This window comes from Chloroflexus sp. MS-CIW-1, from assembly GCF_030444705.1.
Lineage (GTDB): Bacteria > Chloroflexota > Chloroflexia > Chloroflexales > Chloroflexaceae > Chloroflexus.
Window position 1 is genome coordinate 57,697 of the sequence record NZ_JAUBWR010000003.1, and the last position, 20,558, is coordinate 78,254.

Annotated in this window: 17 protein-coding genes; 9 read left to right on the plus strand and 8 right to left on the minus strand. The window is 54.1% G+C overall.

Features of this window, described 5'->3' with window-relative positions; translation table 11 throughout:
• Positions 1 to 96 precede the first annotated feature (96 nt).
• Both nfi and QTO31_RS17405 read right to left on the minus strand, forming a co-directional pair.
• Positions 97 to 792 (minus strand): deoxyribonuclease V, encoded by a 696-nt coding sequence (nfi, locus tag QTO31_RS17400; protein WP_301430354.1) that lies wholly within the window; start codon positions 790 to 792, stop codon positions 97 to 99.
• Positions 785 to 1,399 carry a sulfite oxidase-like oxidoreductase gene (locus tag QTO31_RS17405; RefSeq protein ID WP_301430355.1) on the minus strand — a complete coding sequence of 205 codons (615 nt, stop codon included), beginning with the start codon at positions 1,397 to 1,399 and terminating at the stop codon, positions 785 to 787. Before QTO31_RS17405 ends, nfi begins: the two co-directional genes overlap by 8 nt.
• A gap of 75 nt (positions 1,400 to 1,474) precedes the next feature.
• On the opposite strand from QTO31_RS17405, the gene QTO31_RS17410 reads away from it, so the two are divergent.
• Positions 1,475 to 2,590 carry an aromatic ring-hydroxylating oxygenase subunit alpha gene (locus tag QTO31_RS17410; RefSeq protein WP_301430356.1) on the plus strand — a complete coding sequence of 372 codons (1,116 nt, stop codon included), beginning with the start codon at positions 1,475 to 1,477 and terminating at the stop codon, positions 2,588 to 2,590.
• Positions 2,591 to 2,804: 214 nt separating this feature from the next.
• A complete protein-coding gene (locus tag QTO31_RS17415; protein WP_081910072.1) occupies positions 2,805 to 4,103 on the plus strand; it encodes a glycosyltransferase in 1,299 nt (432 codons plus the stop codon).
• Positions 4,104 to 4,245: 142 nt separating this feature from the next.
• Here QTO31_RS17415 and QTO31_RS17420 read toward each other — a convergent pair whose 3' ends face one another.
• Together QTO31_RS17420 and QTO31_RS17425 are read right to left on the minus strand one after the other, a co-directional pair.
• Positions 4,246 to 7,245, minus strand: a complete 3,000-nt coding sequence (locus QTO31_RS17420) for a protein kinase domain-containing protein (RefSeq protein ID WP_301430357.1) — start codon at positions 7,243 to 7,245, stop codon at positions 4,246 to 4,248.
• A gap of 98 nt (positions 7,246 to 7,343) precedes the next feature.
• Complete coding sequence (locus tag QTO31_RS17425) at positions 7,344 to 8,735, minus strand: FAD-dependent oxidoreductase (RefSeq protein ID WP_031460893.1); 1,392 nt, start codon at positions 8,733 to 8,735, stop codon at positions 7,344 to 7,346.
• A 375-nt stretch (positions 8,736 to 9,110) separates the two neighbouring features.
• Here QTO31_RS17425 and QTO31_RS17430 point away from each other — a divergent pair, with 375 nt between their 5' ends.
• Positions 9,111 to 10,229, plus strand: coding sequence for a hypothetical protein (locus QTO31_RS17430; protein ID WP_301430359.1), 1,119 nt, complete (start codon positions 9,111 to 9,113; stop codon positions 10,227 to 10,229).
• Between the two features lie 99 nt (positions 10,230 to 10,328).
• On the opposite strand, the gene QTO31_RS17435 is transcribed toward QTO31_RS17430, so the two are convergent.
• Positions 10,329 to 10,718, minus strand: a complete 390-nt coding sequence (locus tag QTO31_RS17435) for a DUF3592 domain-containing protein (protein WP_301430361.1) — start codon at positions 10,716 to 10,718, stop codon at positions 10,329 to 10,331.
• A gap of 174 nt (positions 10,719 to 10,892) precedes the next feature.
• Between QTO31_RS17435 and QTO31_RS17440 the strand changes: the two genes are divergently transcribed.
• The 5 genes from QTO31_RS17440 to QTO31_RS17460 all read left to right on the plus strand — a co-directional run bounded on the left by QTO31_RS17440 (position 10,893) and on the right by QTO31_RS17460 (position 15,126).
• A complete protein-coding gene (locus QTO31_RS17440; RefSeq protein ID WP_031460896.1) occupies positions 10,893 to 11,642 on the plus strand; it encodes a WecB/TagA/CpsF family glycosyltransferase in 750 nt (249 codons plus the stop codon).
• Between the two features lie 54 nt (positions 11,643 to 11,696).
• Entirely contained in the window at positions 11,697 to 13,250 is a 1,554-nt protein-coding gene (locus QTO31_RS17445; protein ID WP_031460897.1) for an acyl-CoA carboxylase subunit beta, read from the plus strand.
• Between the two features lie 564 nt (positions 13,251 to 13,814).
• A complete protein-coding gene (locus QTO31_RS17450; protein ID WP_031460898.1) occupies positions 13,815 to 14,282 on the plus strand; it encodes an ATP-binding protein in 468 nt (155 codons plus the stop codon).
• 11 nt (positions 14,283 to 14,293) lie between these two features.
• Positions 14,294 to 14,722, plus strand: a complete 429-nt coding sequence (locus QTO31_RS17455) for an ATP-binding protein (protein WP_301430364.1) — start codon at positions 14,294 to 14,296, stop codon at positions 14,720 to 14,722.
• A gap of 35 nt (positions 14,723 to 14,757) precedes the next feature.
• Positions 14,758 to 15,126 (plus strand): STAS domain-containing protein, encoded by a 369-nt coding sequence (locus QTO31_RS17460; protein WP_031460900.1) that lies wholly within the window; start codon positions 14,758 to 14,760, stop codon positions 15,124 to 15,126.
• Between the two features lie 377 nt (positions 15,127 to 15,503).
• On the opposite strand, the gene QTO31_RS17465 is transcribed toward QTO31_RS17460, so the two are convergent.
• The 3 genes from QTO31_RS17465 to QTO31_RS17475 form a co-directional block, all read right to left on the minus strand.
• Positions 15,504 to 16,532: a bifunctional ADP-heptose synthase gene (locus QTO31_RS17465; protein ID WP_301430367.1), complete on the minus strand. Its 1,029-nt coding sequence runs from the start codon at positions 16,530 to 16,532 to the stop codon at positions 15,504 to 15,506.
• 50 nt (positions 16,533 to 16,582) lie between these two features.
• The gene (locus QTO31_RS17470) at positions 16,583 to 17,806 is read right to left on the minus strand and encodes a pyridoxal phosphate-dependent aminotransferase (protein ID WP_031460902.1); all 1,224 of its coding nucleotides are present in this window, start codon (positions 17,804 to 17,806) and stop codon (positions 16,583 to 16,585) included.
• 478 nt (positions 17,807 to 18,284) lie between these two features.
• On the minus strand, positions 18,285 to 19,355 hold the full coding sequence (locus tag QTO31_RS17475; protein WP_301430368.1) for a DICT sensory domain-containing protein: 1,071 nt from the start codon (positions 19,353 to 19,355) through the stop codon (positions 18,285 to 18,287).
• A 628-nt stretch (positions 19,356 to 19,983) separates the two neighbouring features.
• On the opposite strand from QTO31_RS17475, the gene QTO31_RS17480 reads away from it, so the two are divergent.
• Positions 19,984 to 20,505 (plus strand): single-stranded DNA-binding protein, encoded by a 522-nt coding sequence (locus QTO31_RS17480; RefSeq protein WP_031461418.1) that lies wholly within the window; start codon positions 19,984 to 19,986, stop codon positions 20,503 to 20,505.
• Positions 20,506 to 20,558 lie beyond the last annotated feature (53 nt).

The following is a 20,558-nucleotide window of genomic DNA, read 5'->3' on the forward strand; positions in this document are numbered from 1 at the left end:
CACGCAATGATTGCACAGCTACGGTACGTGCTCAATGCGAAAGCTGGGTTTTTGATTACGCTCTGAAAGCGGGTGAGGAGCACCTGTCTCCGCTGCTCATTCCTCTTCTTCGTGAAGCGACGAGCAAGGAATGAGGGGAAGCTGATGATCTGACGCCAGCCGATGCGCAAAACGAGTCGTTTCAGGAAGGCGATACCGGGTCGTGCAGGCCATTACCAACTCTGGTGATCGATCAAGGCTAACCCGATGACCGGGCGAGACAAAGACCGGTTGGGCGGTGGCTCGGGTCCGTAACACCCAACCGATCTGTTCATCACCGTCGTACAGTGGCTGACGGGCGCCACGTTCGGCAGGCGGAGGTGTAAATTGTCCGATCAAACGATGCTTGGCACAACCAATTGTTGGCCGATCAAGCAGTACACCGATATGACAGGCAATCCCACAGCGCCGTGGATGCGCGATTCCGTGACCATCACAGATAATCAAGTCAGGTGATGTGCGCAGACAACTAATGGCGGCAATAATGGCTGGCGCCTCACGAAAGGCCAGCAGGCCCGGTACGTAGGGAAAGGTAACTGGTTGCCGTACCAGTGCATAATCAACAGGAAGCAAATCGGGCAGGCGCAAGACCACAACCGCAGCCCGAATAATCGTCCCTTCGGCTTCAAAACCAGCATCAACACCGGCTACCAGACGAAGTTCACCGTAGTCATCGTGCAACCGTACTCGTGTACGTAGCACGTGTTGTTCGGCAATTGCTGCCGCAATCTGCTCATCAAGTTCTTTAGTCATCCGCGTAACGTTCTTCACGCCAGGGATCGGCATTATTGTTATAGCCGTAGCGCTCCCAGAAACCGAGACGGTCGTGATCGAGAAATTCAATACCCCGCAGCCACTTCGCACTCTTCCAGAAATACTTCTTTGGCACCAGCAAGCGCAAAGGATACCCGTGCTCTGGTGTCAGTTCCTGACCGTCATACTTATACGCTAACAGCACATCGTCATTGAGCAATACGTCAAGTGGTAGATTCGCCGTATAACCCTGCTCACTATGGGCAATCACAAAACGAGCCGAAGGCTTCAACGGCGGAATATGGCGGAGAAACTCGCGAAAACTTACCCCCTCCCAGACGGTATCGAGTTTGCTCCAGCGCGTGACACAGTGAATATCGGTTTTGATGGTCGTTGTAGGTAATGCGCGAAACTCGCGAAAACTGAAGCGGATCGGTTCGGCCAATTCACCCCAACAGCGGAGATCCCACTGCTCCTCAACATTGGTATACTTAGGTACAGAACCGTAGTGCAAGACAGGAAACTTATCGGTAACATACTGACCGGGCGGGACGCGATGACGCTGATCCGACTGAACCTGGTCTTTCTGCTTAAACGGGTTGAACATTCGTCCCTCCTTCGAGACTATTGATTAGGATGATCTTTTCAAACGGTATTATATCGCAGAAGTGAGGTTTTGCCTATGACAACCTTCGTCCGTGCATCCCTGGATCGACCGGCTTACACACTGCCCGGCCACTATTTTACCAGTTCAGAAGTATTCGCCCGCGAACAAGAGCGTATTTTTGCCACACAGTGGATTTGCGTCGGACGTAGCGCCGAAGTGCCGGCTGCTGGCTCCTATCGATTGATAGAGATCGCTGGTGAGAGTCTAATCCTGGTTCGTGATCACAACGGCCAGCTTTACGCCCATTATAACGTCTGTCGTCACAGAGGTGCTCGTCTCTGCACAGAAATGCAAGGTCAGTTTCATGAAACTATTCTGTGCCCATACCATGCCTGGGCCTATCGGCTCGATGGAACGCTGGCTGCTGCTCGTTATATGCAAGATGCACCCGGTTTTCGGCGTGAAGACTGGCCGCTGATCAGTGCGGCGGTAGCTGAGTGGGACGGTTTTGTCTTTGTATCGCTAGCTAGGCAACCAACACCATTTGCAGAAGCCTTTGCGCCGTTGATCGGTAAGTTTCAGACATGGGAAATGAGCCGCTTGCAACGTGGCGCGCAGATCGTCTATGAGGTTGCCGCCAACTGGAAACTGATTGTGGCCAACTATTCAGAATGCTATCATTGCCCGCTGATTCACCCTGAGCTGGTGGCCGTCTCTCCCTGGCAGAGCGGACGTAATGATCTGACCAGTGGCCCATTTCTCGGCGGTTACATGGAGCTTACTTACGACAGTATGACTCTGAACGGCCAGACCCGTCGGCCACCACTTCCCAAGTTGGCTGCTGAAGATCACAAGCGCGTCTACTACTATTCCATTTTTCCCAACCTCTTGCTCAGCCTGCATCCTGACTATGTGATGGCCCATCGGCTGATCCCGCGCCAACCGAATGCCACCACCGTGATCTGCGAATGGTACTTTGATCCCGAAACGATGGCTTCACCAGACTTTGATCCATCTGACGCCGTAGAGTTTTGGGATCGAACAAACCGGCAGGACTGGCACGTCTGCGAACTATCGCAACAGGGAGTCAGTTCACGCGCCTACCGACCCGGTCCGTATGCGCAATCAGAGGGACTGTTATGGCAATTCGATCAGGAATATTTGCGAGTGATGGGTGAAATGGTATCGTAAGGAAGTATCTTCTTATTGTGCAATACCGGTTGTCATTCTCCCAAAAGACAGGAGAGTGACAGAAGACACGCCACGGAAAGAGCATACTCAGCGACACGCTAGCGATGGGCAGGTGCTGGCAGGCTTATGCCAGACCTGCATCGGGGTCACCTTCAGAGACAGCAAGGCAACGATCGCGTTCAGATTTTCGACCCGCAGCACCGAAAGACACAACATGCGCATTCTGATGTTCACTTACGGCAGTCGTGGTGATGTGCAGCCATTTCTTGCCCTTGGCGTAGCACTTCGCCAGGCAGGGCACATACCGATTTTAGCAGCCCCAGAGCGCTTTGCACCATTTGCGATCTCACATCACATAGATTTTCTACCGCTCCCAGGCAATGTCGAGACCCTGGCCCGCCAGATCGCCGACGAAGCACGCAACCAACCACTCCGACTAGTATGGATCATCTATCGCTTTGCGATGCCAATTGGCGCAGAGATTGCCCGCCGCATCAAAAGAGCTGCACGTACCGTCGATATGATCGTATCCTCGTTTCTGACCGTCGCACTCAGTCATCTTTATGCCCAGGAATACGGGATTGCCGAATGCACGGTTGAACTCTTTCCCTTTTTCGATCCACCGGTCGAGATTGCCAGTATTATGTGGCCTACCGACCTCATTGGTCTCACCGGCAGACGCCTCAGCCACGTGTTTACCCAAACCGTCTTTCGTTTGAGCCAAAGCCTGAGTTACCGGATTCTGCGCTCCCGTTTTCCCGATATTGGCCCTGCCCGTCTCTCGTGGGCTACACCGGGACGTCATTTTGGGTTGTTGCAAGCGTATAGCGCTGCGCTCGTCCCACCCGGTTGTGCACCACTGACGGTACAAACCGGTACGTGGACATTCCCCCAATCCGAATGGCAACCGCCACCTGAATTGCAAGCCTTTCTGGAAGCTGGTCCACCACCAGTTGTTGTCAGTTTTGGCAGTATGGTAAGCCGCGACACACCATCGCTCATGACAATGATTATAAAAACGTTATGTCAAACCGGACTGCGTGGCATCATCCAGCGTGGATGGGCAGACGCTACGGTTCAGCGCGTTCCCAATACGATTTACCTGGCCGATGAGATTCCCCACGATTGGTTACTGCCCCAGGCAGCGGCAATGATTCATCACGGCGGCGCTGGCACTACCGCCAGCGCCCTGCGCGCAGGTGTGCCGTCAGTGATCGTTCCACTCGCTGCCGACCAGCCGTTCTGGGCCTGGCGTGCACACAAGACTGGGGCCAATCCACCACCCATTCCGGTCACTGAGCTATCGGTAGAACGATTGCAGAGCGCCTTGCAACAGGCACTCGATCCAGCGTACCGCTCACGAGCAGCAATAGTCAGTGCGATGATGCGAGCAGAAGGCGGTGCTCCTGCCGCAGTGCAGCATATTGAGCGTTGGGCTAGAGATAACGGTAGGTCAGGGTCGGAACCTGCACCAGCGCAACGAAGCGCGGGCAAATTGGAGCCTCACTTCTAGAGATGGGTGCCGAACGGTCTACGATACCTATCGGCACCCAAACGTAATCGCTGGTCATACTCGGATATAACACTTTCGGCAGATGAATGAAATAACAGGGCTGCTCCGCCAACATGCAGGCAGATGAGTATCATCTGACGGATCAACGAAGCGATGTCAGATCAAACAGAACAATCCCTTCATCGCGAGTACTGACTGCCAGTTGTGAACCATCAGGATTTATAGCGACAGCCAGAACTGCACCGGCATTTGATAAATCAATTTCGCGGAGTAACGTCCCATTATCCCGCTGGTAAAACATCAAATGACCACTTATTGTCCCTGCAACCAGCAAACGACCATCGGGAGAAATCGTCAGGCTGGTCAACCAGCCACGTTCTTCAGGAACGTTGAGCTGGAATACCTCGGTATTCTTACGAGTCACATCACGAACTCGTAACGAGCCGTCACTACTGGCACTAAAGAGCAGGTTGTCGAAGAAGATCAAACTGGTAATTGGTCCATTGTGACCTTGCAAAATCTGGGGTTGACCGCCACGAGTTACGTCCCAGACAGCAATCTTTGGCGAATCGGCGGGTTGATTCGTGATCGCAGCAAGATATGCATCATCCTTGCTAAATGTCAGCGAGTAAACCGGTCCGCCTAAACCACTGAGGCGACGTAAAAATTTGCGGCTTGCTGTCTCCCACAGATACACTTCACCCTGCTCATTCCCAACTGCAATCATGCTCCGATCTGAGCTGACCGTCAGATTGAGTGGGAATCCGTTCATTCCACTCAACTGCTCATTGGGGCGCCGATTGGTCAGATCAATGGCAACAATCTCACCGGCTTCACTGATAGCCACTACTTCAGAATCGCTAATGAAATCGATATACTGAGCCGTCGCTGCACCACCATCGAGACTGAATGTACGACCCGTATCGAGCATGTGCACCCGAACCGCACCATTGGCACCACTGGCGACCAGTAATTTGCCATCTGGCCCGTACCGGACGCCTGTAACTACACCCTGGGTTACCTGAAAACTTTGCACGACCTGGGATGAATCAACATCCCAAACCACCAGGTTCCCTCCCATATCACTTGACGCCAGGATGCGCGTACTATCTGGATGCCAGCTCAGACCGAGCAGACGCAATCCACGTTGCTGCAATACCCCACGCTCAGCCCCACTCACCGGACTCCACAAACGGACACTTCCGTCAAGACTGGCGCTGGCTAGCAGGCGGCCATCAGGACTATACGCCACACCTCGGATCACCACCCAACCATCGTGACCACGCAATTCTCGCTGTTCATTACCGGTTGCCGCATCGAGAAGGTAGACACTCCCGTTGATCGATCCAACAGCGATCTGACGACCATCGGCGGAAAAGGCGATACCGGTTAACCAAAAAGGTGTGTTCGTTTCAGGGTTCACCGGCGCACTAAAACGAAACGTCTCAATCTGACGACCACTTTCTACATCCCACAAGCGCGCTGTACCGTCACGCGATGCCGAAGCTAGCCGCTGTCCGTCTGGACTGAACGCCACATTTCCGAGTAGATCGGTATGACCACGGAGAACGGCTACAACCTGCCGTTTTTCTACATCCCAAATCCGAATTGTGCGATCGGCACTGCCCGATGCAAGCAACCGTCCATCAGCACTGAACGCCAGCGACCGAATCCAGTCTTCGTGACCGGCTAACTGCGCTAACTCACGACCCTTGCGCACATCCCACAACCGCACAACCGGATCATCTTGCGCACCAGAGGCTAGTATTGCACCATCAGGACTAAACACCAGCGAACTCACTTCTCCCTTGTGACCGCTGAAGGTGGTCTGTATGGTCAGTGAGGTAGCATCACGCAATTGAATAGTCTGACCAACAGCGACGGCAATCAGGGAACCATCAGGGCTGTAAGTAGCCGCTCCCAGATCATCTTCGCGCAATTGAGCAGTCTGCGTAATCGCTGCAACCTGTTGCAACAAATCGGCTTTTGAAACGGTTTCGGTGGTCGGTAGCGGAACATTGGTCGGCCTGGTCGCCAGTGCATTACCGGGCCAACCCGGTAATGAGGCGTTGGTCAGATACAGCCCTATCAATATCGCCAGGAGCACACAAACGCCAAGTGCAATCACCGCGAGACCGGCCACTATCGCCAGTAAGCACGAGGTACTAATCAGTGGTCGAGATGGTGCTGCAACCGGCGCACTCCCGACCGAAGAAGCTACCGGTGTCGGTGGAGGAGCAGGCGGTAACGTAGCTACCGATGTCGCTGTGGCGTAAGTTGGCGCGGGTGCAGGCGGTGTAGGAGTAGCCATGACCGGAGCAGCAGGCTTCTCGATAGGCGCTGTTGCCCCCATTGGCCGACCGGCCATCAAGCGCACCGTTTCTAGCGCGCTGCGCATCTCACTCACCCGTTGGTAGCGATTGGCCGGTTTCAGTTCCAACGCGCGCAGCGTAAGTTGTTCGGCCAACATCGACACCTGCGGATTCAGCGCCCGCGGTGCATTGAGCGGCACCCCCGCCTGCCGCTGATGCGCGGGTGTTGGCGGCCAACCGGTAAGCAGGTGATAGAGCACCGCACCAATTGCATAAATATCACTCACCTGACTCGGTTCCACCGAATGATCGTACAGCTCAGGTGCGCGATAGGGTGTCACTTCAGTGCCAATGTGGCGTGCACAGGCAAACGGCGCCAGATTCAGACTACCCTCCGGTGAAGACCAGAGGTCACATGTTCGCAGATCACCCAGTAAGAGCGGTGGCTGATGCTGATGCAAACGCTCAACAACGAGAAGTAAGCGTTCTACAATTGCCAGCGTCTCGCTCTCAGGGAGCGGTGATCCCCGCTCACGGGCGAAGCGTTCCAAATCTGTACCGCCGGGATCGTCGGCAACCAGGTAGCACACCTGGTCAATCACAAAATAGTCGCGCAGCGCCAGAAATCCCGGCATCTGGATTTGCGCCAATTCACGGGCCAGACGTAAAACATCCTCAAGTGCAGTCCGATCAGGTTGCGGCAACGCACTAATCAGCACTCGCAGAGAAAAACGCTGATCAATGGCTCGGTATAACTCGGCATCAGGATACGCAGCGAGTGCAACCGTAATCCGGTAATGCTCATTCAACAGTGAATCGATAGCGAGCATGGTAGCCCTTCAGCAAATGACTAGATACTTCTTTTCCCTAACCATCTCTCTGGCAGAGAGAGATGGTTAGCGTCGCTACCATCAGTATACGGGATGTCTCAATCGGCTGCTGCCACAAAATACGGCTGCAAAACGAGATCGCCACGGGCCTGAGCTTCAGTGATCCGCTCGACACAGCGATTAGCACTAATCACTGCCCCCTCGATAGAGGCCAGAAAATGCTGACGAGTGTAATCACCGGCCAGGAAGAAGTTGCGTACCGGTGTTGCCTGATCGGGGCGATATTGATCGACTCCCGGCAACGCCTGATACACTGAATTAGGGATGCGTACAATCGTGTGCTTCAGCAATTTCGCTTCGCGCGCATTCGGATGGAGGCGAACAAATTCACTCATCACAAACTGCACCAATTCATCGTCGGGCAGATTGATCAGCTCGGCTGCCGGCGCAACCACAAACTGCATAATACTCCGTTCACCTTTGTGGTACTCTGGGGCAACCATCGCCATATCGGCATAAACACTCAGGTGGGTTCCGGCACTGAAGAGAAGATTGTCAACTCCTGCAATCCGGCGATCAAAGAAGAGCTGCATCGTAATAACCGGTGAACCCTTCAGATGGCTCAGATTGGCAAAGTAAGGCAGCTCACGCAACGCCGGTGGAATCACCTTGCGCAGATTATGGACCGGCATCGCCGACACATACACATCGCCAGTTACTAAACGTCCATCCGCCAGCCGAAAGCCAGTCACCTGATTGGTTTCCTGATCGTATTCAATTGCCACTACGCGCGCGTTCAACTCTACGCGACCGCCCAGCCGTTCAATCTGAGCAATGAGCGGGCGCCAGATGTTGGTATCGGGTGAACCCTTTACCAACGCCATCCGCGGCGCTTCCTTCTCGTGGGCAAAGTGCAGCATTGCGGTGAGCGGTAACTTTGCCGAAACCCGATCGGCACGCTGGAAGTTGAGTGCTAGGGCCATCGTGTGCATTACTTCATCAAGCGAACGCTGCCCCATTCCATGGCGCAGATGCCAGGCGGCGTAGGTTTCGTGATCTTGCTCATCGACATACTTCTGGTCACCAAAGATCACCCGTAGCAACCCAAGCCCCATCCGCAGCTTGTCACCCAATGACAATGGCTTGAAGGCCAATACGCCGGCCAGCCCGTTAAAGGGTGTCGGCAGCCAGGGGACAAACCGAATGGGCGCCAACCCGTGGCGTTCGGAAACGAATATCATCTCGGCGGGCTTCCAGTTGAAGGTATCACCAAGACCGTACCGATCTAGAAAGGCCAGAAGGTTGTGGTAAGCGCCAAAAAAGACATGGAGGCCACTCTCGATCCAATCGCCATCGGCATCCTGCCACGCCGATACTTTCCCACCTGGCACATCACGCTTTTCTAACACAATAACGTCGTGCCCGCGTTCGACCATTGTGCGAGCAACTACCATGCCGGCTGGACCGGCTCCTGCTATCACGATCCGCATAGTGCTGTCTTCCCAGTATTCAATGTGCAAAAATGAACAACCTATATGGTTATAGCACGGTTAGCAGCTCTGCGCAAGGCAAATGAACAGTTCTTGCACAAGAAGGGAGAGGCGGCCTGCATGTTCCCGTGCTAACGACTGACTGTCTGTGGCGTCGTTCCCAGCGTTCTGCCGATTATGCCTGCACCGCATTAGTCGGGGCAGGTTTCGGCCATCCACTATAGAACGCGGGCCTTCGGCCCGCGCTCCTAGGTGAACGGCATCTGAAAGCTGTGAAAAGCCCTGTGTTCAGATACGCAAATACTCGTTGACCGATAGAATGTGATACAATCAAGTTGATCACCAACACCGTGCTCTTACCCTACAAACAAGTTTATGGTACGACATACTGCGCTTGCGCTCTTACTCTTATTGATTATGAGCGGGCAATTCTTTGTCCCCCGGTTGCCTCGTCCACTCAATCTGCCGCCGCCCCGTTCGGTTACAACCACCAATCCCCTGATCGGTGTACACACCCGGCTCACCGGCATTGGCGACGAATCGTACATTCATCGTACTCTTGCCCAGGTTAACGAAATGGGTGCATCCTGGATTGTCGAACTCTTTCCCTGGGCCTACATTCAACCTCGCTCACGCTACGGTTTTGACTGGACGGGCGCCGATATGGTGATCGCCCACGCCAGAGCACAAGGTCTCAATGTCGTAGCCCGCCTCGACATTGTGCCAGCCTGGGCGCGTCCGCCTGACACAACCGACCGTTACCTTGACCGCGAACACTTTGCCGATTTTGCCCATTTTGCTGCTGCTTTTGCCGAGCGCTATGCGCCGCTTGGTGTGCGTCATATTGTGATCTGGAACGAGCCAAATTTACGTTTCGAGTGGGGTGAACGCCCACCTGACCCTGGTGCGTATACCGACCTACTTAAGCAGACATACCCGGCGATTAAAGCGGTAGCGCCCCAGACCATTGTCATCGCGGGTGCACTCTCTCCTGGTCCTAGCCTTGACGGTGGTGCGCTGCGCATGGACGACATGCAATTTCTGGCTTCGCTTGCTGATGCCGGAGCATTCCCCTTCTTCGATATGTGGGCAGTCCATGCCTACGGCGGTCGCGAACCGCCTGACGCCGAACCGACGCATGATCGCGTCAATTTCCGACGTATCGAGCTGGTTCGCGAGCTGCTCGACCGGCTGGGTGGGAGTGACAAGCGTATCATCATCACCGAAGGCGGCTACAACGACCATCCCCGCTGGAGCGGCGCTGTGCGACCTGCCGACCGTCTGCGGTGGACAATCGCCACTTACGAGCAATCACGGCACTACCCCTGGCTAGAGGCCACGGTGCTCTGGCAATTTAGTACCCCATTTCTAACCCGCTCGTATCCTGACGCCTGGAACTTTGTTGACCCCGATGGAACACCTCGCACAATATATCTGGCGGTGCAAGAATATGCGCGTACCGGCCGAGTACCGGATGCTATGAGTGATAGGTAACCGTTGTGAACTCTTCAACGGCGTGCTGAAGCGATACATTGTTTACCAACCTCTACACACAAACAGCGCAAGATTGAAAGAAAGCGTGCAAATCACCACTCACTGTTTAGACGAGTCAAGATTAGACTGCTCACCTGCCTGCTGTGCGGCTCGTGATTTATCAATCAATTCTTTGAAAAAGACAATATGTGGTCGCTGTGCTGAATACACAACGTCGATGCTATCTCCTGGCTGAAAGCGATGATATTCTGAGCGAAGGACGATCCGATCTTTACGGTGCAGACGACCTGTTATGTCCCGGTATTCAAACACAATCCGATTGCGCGCATATTTACGTACAACATTGGCAGTCGTTGGTATTCCATTGACCATTACTTCCCGAAAATGATTGATACTCTGAACAAAACTAAATGCGATCAGACCAGTAGTAACTAGCGAGAGAAGACAGAGAACGAGCATGAAGATAATGAGTAGAAGTTCTGCATTCATGTGGTTATTCCTGATACGAATAGCTACTGGTATGAGCAACATTATACATGCATGTACGACGTGTCAGGTGGATTCGATTTGTGATGACGCAAACCTGCTGCTACCTGCCTTTGTAGCCGAATGCGGTATGATGGAAAGCAGCAACATCGGTCAGAGCAGGTACAGGTGTTGGTGATGGAAAAGAACCGGATCAAGATACTGGGTATACCTATTGATGACATCACCGAGCAAGAGGCGCTAGAGCGGGCAGATGCCATGATCAACGACGGTGCATGGCATCAGATCTGCACGGTTAATCCTGAGTTCATTATGGAGGCCCGGCGTAATCCATCCTTTCGGGCAGTCTTGCAGGCTGCCGATCTGAACACGCCAGACGGGTTTGGTATACTGCTTGCTGCACGCTGGCTGGGTACACCATTGCGTGGGCGGGTGACAGGCGTAGAGTTGACACTAGGTCTGGCACAACTGGCGGCTATGCGAGGGTATCGCATCTTTCTGCTGGGTGCGGCGCCGGGCGTAGCCGAGGCAGCCGCAGCCGCTTTAGTGAAACGCTGGCCGACATTGTGTATCGCCGGTTGTTACTCAGGCTCACCTGCACCAGAACACGATGAACAGCAACGCCAGATAATTGCGCTGGCGCATCCCCACATTCTGCTGGTAGCGTATGGGCATCCGCGCCAGGAACTATGGATTGCCCGCAACCAGCCTTTCTTACAGGTCCCGCTCGCTATCGGTGTCGGCGGGACATTCGATTACCTGGCCGGTAAGGTACCGCGTGCACCACGTTTCATACGCCAGCTCGGATTGGAATGGGTATTCCGCCTGGTAATGCAACCAACGCGCTGGCGACGGATCATCGATGCAGTACCGCTGTTTCTGTTTACCGTACTCTGGCAGGAAAGAATGATTCGCTATCGCGGTTAAGACATCTGAACCTGATGTTGATCGTCATTACCGACAGTAGAAGTGAGGAATGCTATGGCTCAAACGACAGCAGAGAAGATCGCCGCCCTCCGTGAACGACGTGAACGAGCGCGCAATCAAGACCCGGTGGCAATCGCTCGTCAACACGAGCGGGGAAAATTAACCGCCCGTGAACGCATTGATCGTCTCCTCGATCCCGGCTCGTTTGTTGAACTGGATGCGTTTGCCGTGCATCGTACTACGGCGTTCGGTATGGATCGGCGCAAACCACTCGGCGATGGGGTGATCACCGGTCATGGCACTATTGATGGCCGACCCGTCTGTATCTTTGCGCAGGATTTTACCGTCTTCGGTGGTTCACTGGGTGAAGTCTTCGCCGAAAAAATCTGCAAAGTGATGGACCTGGCTTTACGAATGGGTGTCCCGTGCATCGGGATTAATGATAGCGGTGGTGCGCGCATCCAGGAAGGTGTGGTCAGCCTTGGCGGGTATGCCGAGATATTCTACCGGAATGTGCTTAGCAGCGGCGTGATCCCCCAACTCTCGATTATCGCTGGCCCATGTGCCGGAGGTGCTGTCTATTCACCGGCCATGACCGATTTTATCTTTATGGTCAAAAATATTAGTCAAATGTTTATCACCGGGCCGGATGTTATCAAGACGGTCACCGGAGAAGAAGTTGGCTTTGAAGAATTGGGTGGGGCAATGACCCACAATACCCGTAGCGGGGTAGCCCATTTCGCGGCTGATAGTGAAGATGAATGTTTCGATCAGTTACGGACTCTGCTTTCCTTCCTACCCTCTAACAACATGGAAGACCCGCCCTACCAGCCGCCAACTGACGATCCGGAGCGGATGGACGAAGACCTTCAGAGTATTATCCCCGACAATCCACGCAAAGCCTACGATATGATCAAAGTTATCGAGTCGGTCGTTGATGATGGGTTCTTCTTCGAGGTGCAACCGGCCTGGGCGCAAAACATTGTGATCGGTTTTGCCCGTCTTGATGGTCATGTCGTGGGGGTTGTTGGGAACCAACCGTTACAAATGGCAGGAACCCTCGACATCGACAGTTCGGTGAAAGCGGCCCGCTTTGTACGTTTCTGTGATGCGTTTAATATTCCCCTGATTACATTTGTCGATGTACCAGGCTTCTTACCAGGGACGCAGCAAGAATACGGTGGTATCATTCGCCATGGCGCAAAGCTCCTCTACGCCTATTGTGAAGCAACCGTGCCGAAATTAACAGTCATTACCCGCAAGGCGTATGGTGGTGCCTACGACGTGATGGCAAGTAAACATATTCGAGCTGATTTTAACTTCGCCTGGCCCACCGCTGAAATCGCTGTAATGGGGGTTGATGCGGCAGTCCGGATCATCTTCCGCAAAGAGCTGGCCGAGGCCGATGATCCGACAACCCGCCTGGCTGAACTGGTCGAAGACTATCAAAATCGCTTTGCGAACCCGTATGTAGCCGCCGAACGTGGATACATTGATGCTGTGATCGAGCCACGCGAAACACGACCCGCTCTGATCCGTGCCCTGCGCCTGGCCCGCACGAAACGCCAGAGCCTGCCAGCACGGAAACATGGCAATATTCCGCTGTAGATGAGCGGATAGGAGGGGTGCAGCGACGCTGCACACTGCCTGGCTTTCGGTTTTTCAACATTTTCACCCTGCCCAGCAGCGCTGAGGTGAGAGGGTAAAGGAGGGAGAGCAGAAGCGACGGCTGCCCAGCCTGTGCGCAGCACGTGCAGAGCGCGCAGATACCCGTTCCGACTAACGTCTGCGGTCACCCCCTTGGGGAGGTCAATGTGCTTTCACTCCAACCACCTCACCTTCCCCCTTCCTCTCCTCGTGGCGGATCGGAAGGGGGCCGAGGGGAAGGTGAGGGCCGCCAACCGTACTCCGCAGCACCGGCACTGCAACCGGCATGGAGCCGTATGCGTTGCCCGCCAGCGTTCCTCGCACCATTTTAGCGTTGCCATGTCGAGCCTCATCAAAAGCCTAGGTGTTTGATCATGGTCTGAGAACTCTGAAAAGCCCTAGCCCTGATTACCTGAACTTGCACAACCGGACAGGAAACTGGTAACATATGTACCTGAGCCTATGCTATCATACAGCTACGGCTTTGATATTATCGGCATTCATCCATCAAACAGGATGGAAAGCATGAGCGAGGCAGATGGCGCGACAGAACAGATCATCGAAATGCGCCTGCCGAGTCGGTTGGGGTACGAGCGAATTGCGATGGATACTGCGGCTTCACTGGCAAGGCGCATGGGCTTCACCCCTGAGCGAATCGATGCGTTACGCACGGCCATCGGTGAGGCAGTAACCAATGCCATCGAACACGGCAATCAGGCCGACGCGGCAATGAAGGTAGTGGTCGTCCTGACAATACGAACCGATGAACTCATCATTAGTGTAGCCGATCAAGGACGAAAGGTACTCGATCCAGCTCAAACTTTCTTGCAACCACGCATTACCGATGCGTTTCAGCGGGCAGATAAAGGGGGATGGGGAATATGGCTGATCCGTGAATTAATGGACGAAGTCGAGTTTTCTTTTGCCCCAGGTAGTGGCAATCAGGTTCGGATGGTTGTACATCTTGAACGACCACCGGTTATCAAACCATAGGCCAGGCAGCTATGCAGCTTATCATTCCCAGCGTTCTTGGCTACGAAGTTGTTGTGCGTGATGCGGTGGCCTCTTTCGCGCAACGGTATGGGCTACCACCTGACCGAATCGAAGATGTCAAGACGGTATTGTGCGAGGCATGTACAAACGCGATTGAACATGGTAACGGCTCCGATCCGCATCGCAGAGTTCGGGTCTGCTGTACTGTTGACGAGCAATCGCTGGTTATTGCAGTTTGTGATGAAGGAGAATTGCCACCGACATTGCCCGGAAAACCGGTAGAATGGTTCTCAATGCCCTACCCTTCACGCCGTGGCCTAGGTCTTAAGTTGATCGTCGCGCTATCAGATGAAGTGAGCATCGCCGCTGACCCAACGTTCGGAACTTGTATCCGTCTCGTCTTTTATCGTGATCCTCGTTCAGGGATCCATACGTCCTGAGCTTACTGAAAGACTTGCTAAATAAGGAGCGCTCCATGTTGGAAGACGAGTTAACTGTGAATATCCGCCACCGTGATGGCGTCGCCGTCATTGATTTAATAGGTGATGTGACGACATTTGCTGAAGAGAAGATCAATAATGCGTATCGCCAGGTAACAGACAAAGGTGCTCGCTACATTCTTTTCAATTTTCGCCAAAACGATTATATCAACAGCGCCGGTATTGCCATCCTGATCGGCATCGTGACAGAAGTTAATCAGAACGGGCAGCGTTTAGCAGTGAGCGGGTTATCGCCGCACTTCCAAAAAATCTTTCGCATGGTAGGTCTTGCTCAGTACGCCGAGATTTATCAAACTGAAGACGAGGCGATCAGCGCATTTAAACGACTCAATACGATTAACTAAGAGCGGGGGCTTTTCGGCGTTCTCAGCTTCGGGTTGCGTTCAATAACCGAACGGTTCAACAGCAGAGCGAAACCAACGAACGTCACCTCGTGCTTCAGCGATCCCTATTCCGTGCGGGGGCATGTGATTCGCTATCCTGCTCTTTGCAGGGCATAGCCAGAAGCCATCGTCTGACGTATCAGTACTCTATATTCATCCCCCAGGCCCTCGCTCGCGAGGAGCGCGGGGGAGAACACTAGCCTGCTCAGCGCCAGACATTATCGGCAAGATGGCCAAAGCATGCCAGCGTTACAGGCATCCGCGTAAGATCGGCTCGGGATGAGAACGCTTCCTTTCCTCTCACTTTACCCCGAACCCGAAAAGGAACCTTCCCACACCTACCGCGGAATACCAGAACGATTATCGGTCATAATGGCAGCACGCAACTCTTCGGGCGTGACAACGGCATTCCCCAAACGACGTACTACGAGCGCTGCTGCAATATTAGCCAGCGCCGCCGCAGTACGACCGCGACAACCGGCAGCAAGCGCCAGCGTTGCAACTGCAATGAAGGTATCACCGGCACCGGTCGTATCAAAGACTTCGCTCACGTGGTAGGCAGGGATGTGTTGACATGGCTCATCATCGCCGACAAGCACTAATCCTGCTGGCCCCCGCGTCACAATAACCAGCCGGGCAGCCAGTTCTTGGTAGAGACGAATCACCCCGACTGTCAGCGCTCCTTCATCTGTCAGTGATGTGCCTAATGCCGCAGCAGCTTCGGCATCGTTACAGCGAAAGAGGTCGGCGTGATGGTAATAATGTGAATTCCCCTGCGCGTCAACGGCAAACAGAACACCATGCTGCTGACACAGAGTACGAATTGCCTCTACGACGCGCGGGGTAAGCAAACCGAGCTGATAATCGGAACAGATAACGGCATCGGCATCAGGCAGGTGATCGGCCAACGCTGCGATAATCAGCGCTTCGGAATCTGATGATAAAGGACGCCGGTCGAGGTAATCGAGCCGAGCGATCTGTTGGGGTAAGCGTGGCGCAGCATCAGCTAGAATGCGAGTTTTACGAGTCGTAGTCCGCTGAGGCAGCGTAATCACCCCTCGATCATCAACCCCAGCCGCCCGCAGCAGGGTGCGCAAATGCTCTCCTTCTGCATCATCGCCAACAATCGCCACTAAACTGGCCTGCGAGCCGAGGGCAACGATGTTACGTGCCGGATTGGCAGCTCCACCAAGAATCGTCTCACGGCGCAGAAATTCGAGCACTGGAACCGGCGCCTCGCGGGAAAGCCGGGTCGCTCGACCGTACAGATATTCGTCGAGTGTAATGTCACCAACCACGATAATGCGTCGACCGGCGAGCATAGCCGGGTCAGGAAGGGTATGATCAGCGTGATGATCAATGGTCATAACAGTTCGCAAGGGCGGCTCCGGTTGGCCGAGCCGCCCATCTGTTGCCATCAGGCACGATCGCCGCCGAGTACGGCATCGCGGAATCGCTGCATACCAACTCGAATCTCATCACTGCCAGTCGCATACGACAAGCGTAGATAACCGGGCGCACCAAAGGCTTCACCGGCCACACAGGCAATATGCGCCTCTTCGAGCAGATAGAGATTCAGCTCGTCGCTGGTAGTGCAGACCTTCCCGTTGCGCAGTGGTCGGTTGAGCAGCGCACTCACGTTGGGGAAAACGTAGAACGCACCATCGGGAACCGTGCAGGTAATACCGGGAATGTCAGCCAGGAGACTGAGGATCAGATCGCGACGCCGCCGGAACTCAGCCGTCATTGCGGCAACCGTAGCTTCGATAGCCGGATTGGGCGTGTAGGCGGCCAGGGCTGCATCTTGCGAGATGCTAGAGGTGTGGGTACTAGTGTGACTCTGAATTGCCTTGATCGCCTCGATAATCGGTTGTGGACCGGCAACATAGCCAACACGCCAGCCGGTCATTGCATACGCTTTGGCTGCACCATTAACGACCAACGTGCGTTCGGCGAGATCAGGGGCTATACGTAACAGACGTGCGTAAGGCACATACGAAATCGCATCATAAATCTCATCGGTAATGATAATCGCCGGATGATCGCGCAACACTGCCGCCAATGCAGCCAGCTCTTCGGCGCTGTACACCGCACCGGTCGGATTTGAAGGCGAATTGAGTACCACAATCCGCGTTCGTTCGCTCAAGCTGGCACGCAATTGATCAGGAGTCAGCTTAAAACCGGTCTGTTCAGTTGTCTGAGGCGTCACGGGGGTCGCACCGGCCAGCTTCGCCTGTTCCACATAACTTACCCAGTATGGTGCAGGAATAACCGCTTCATCACCCTCATCGCAGAGCGCCTGAAACGCAAGGTAGAGGGCCTCTTTCGCACCGGTCGTCACCGTCACCTGACCAATTCCGTAGCTCAGCCCTTGATCGGCACTAACACGGGCAGCAATCGCCTTACGCAACTCAATCGTACCACCGGTAGGCGTATAGTGCGTATGGTTGGCATGAATACCGGCAATTGCAGCCTGCTTGATCGGCTCGGGGGTGTCGAAGTCTGGTTCACCAACACTAAACGAGATCACCTTAATGCCGGCCGCCCGCATTTGGGCAACACGCGCCGTCATTGCCGCCGTAGCCGAAGCCTCAAGCGAAGCAAGCCGACGGGCAAAGCGATATTCCATCCTGGCTGACATGATCGCTCCTGTCTACATGCATAGTTTGTGTAAACGTCGGTATAACAAATACATTTAGAGCGATTATACCAGAGACGGTACCTCTTGCGATCGCGAGCGACAGCAATGCAGAGCTTTTCGGCGTTGTCGGCTTGTTCAACGATGGATCAACACCGACGAATATCACCCGTTCGCTGACGATGGCGCCTGACCTGCGCGTTCAGCTAAGTGTGTGAGAAATCAGGAGTGGAAAGGATGGCTAAAGTGAAGGTCAACCGCGTCTACAACATGCACTGCCTTCCACGCGAATCTTGCGCTAGGTCGGATGAAACCTTCAAAAACCTTTACAGCGTTGTCCTCTTGTTTTGTTGTAGAGATGCCAAATTGTAGTACAGTTGACATCACAGGGGGAAATCCGAGATATGCCGTACTATTACAAGCAATCGCCGACGTACTCCCTGAGAGGACGGACACCTCTTGTTGTAATCAGGCAGGTCGGTTAACGCCGTGGACGTATCTCCATACCAAGTATCTCAAGTGCAGTAATAATGCCTTCGCGCAGCGTCCCCCGACTACGAACGTCACCGAGATCGATACCAAGTCCAATCATTGTTTGCGCAATAGTGGCCCGAATACCGGTAATAATAATTTGCGCACCCAGCAACCGTGCAGCGCGAACCGTCTGTAGCAGATGATTGGCTACCGCCGTATCAACCATTGGCACACCGGTAATATCGATAATAACCACGTCGGCCATGTGTTCGGCAATACCCGATAACAGATGTTCCATAATGTATTGGGAACGGCGAGAGTCGATGCTCCCAATGAGCGGAAGCAACAACACACCTTCAAACAGTGGGACAACCGGTGCGCCGACTTGGGCGATAGTCTCCTCGAGTGTACCCTGACGTTCGGCAAGAGCCTGTACTTCGGCCACCAACTGCCGTTGTTGATCGTAACGTCGCTGCATATGGGCAACAATCTCAGCGACAATTTGGGTCAGGTACGGTCCTATTGGCGCACGTGGGGGAAATTGAGTACGCGCATAGGCCAATTCAGCCGCACGATCAGGCTGATATCGTTCTACAACCGGAATGAGTACATCAAGCACATTTGAGACAACTTCAGGCTGAAAAGTAAGGAGCGTAGCAAAGCTGCGATCGGCTTCGCGCTCAACGGGAATCTGGTTATCAAGCCCGCACAACACGGCGCAAAACCATTCAGTCAATACGAGCAAAAACCACTCTTGACGCAACGGATCATCGGCAGCAAGAGTGACCGCGATATGACGCTCCTCTGGAACCGGGGGTTTACCACCGGCGAAAATACAGATCGTGCTAGCGATATTCGCCAATTCCAGGTAGCGTTGGGTCTCTTTACGCCAGTGACTGCTTTCCTGGAAACCGGTAAAGATCACCGCAGGTAATTGATTGCGCAGAATACAATCCTCGAGGGTGTGACTAAGATCGACCAGCGTCGCTTTACTGGCCATAAATGGTTGCACGTCTGGCGCCAGTGTGTTTTTGATCAGATTGAAGAGAGAGGGAAGACGCTGATTCTCACTTGTCACTGATAACTCCTAACGTTTGCGCAATATAAAGGGGAATGTGAGTGCGTAGATAGCTAAAGTGTAATTTGAGTTACAGGGTTTGTCAAGATTATATGTAAAGCTGGGCTTTTCTGGCCGTTTTCGCCAATGAACGTATTTCACATCCCTACGGCGATGCCCGACCCACACGATTGCCCTTAGGTGCACGGGCCGGTGCGCGAGCCTCCGGCCCGTCTCCTCCGGTATGCGGCTGACACCCGTCGTTCAATCGAGACCCACCCTTGAGGACAGGCGCCCCTCACACGATTGCCTTTAGGTGCGCACGCCTCCGGCCCGCCGCCTCCGGTATGCGGCTGACACCCACCGTTGCTCCTATCAGCAAGTCATCAGGGCGGGTTCACGCCTCAACCTTCCCCTTCCTCCCCCTTGTAGAAGAGGAAAAGGGCCGGGGAAGGTGAGGGAGCGAGGCGTAATCTACAGCATGTATCCTGAAAACCTCGAAAAGACCCAAAATGTTCAAGCAAAAAACCTTGACGAAGGAGCGAGCGGTATGCTATAATTCGCACAATAGTTCGAGATCGTGCGGGAAAGCTCTCGCTCGGTTCGGTACAGATGGGACGATAACACACGAGAGACGAGGAGGGTTGACATGGCAAAGGATCTAAACAAGGTACAACTAACGGGTCATCTCGGCGCCGATCCGGAAATGCGTTACACTGCTCAGGGAAGCGCAGTAACGACCTTCCGAGTGGCGAGCAACCGCACGTGGCGCGACAAAGATGGCAACACCCACGAAGAGACCGAGTGGTTCCGCATTGTCGCGTGGGACAAGCTCGGTGAAATCTGCAATCAATACCTCACCAAAGGAACCCGCGTCTATATCGAGGGTCGCCTCCAGACCCGCAAGTGGACCGACCGCGACGGTCAGGATCGGTACACCACCGAGGTCATTGCTCAAGATATGATCATTCTCTCCCCGAAAGGTGAGCGTGGCCCTGTTCCTGATGTCGAACCATCATACGAAGAGCCGGTTGATGAGACGGTACGCCGTATCCCACCACCGGCAAACTCACGCCCGGCCAATACTCCTCCCCCAGCCCGTACACCAGCGAGTAAGATACCATCACGGAACCAGCCACAACCGATTGACGACGAGGACATTCCGTTCTAGCCTTCATCAAGGCGAGAAGGTTCACCGATAGAGGAGGTAAACGTTTTTTCCTG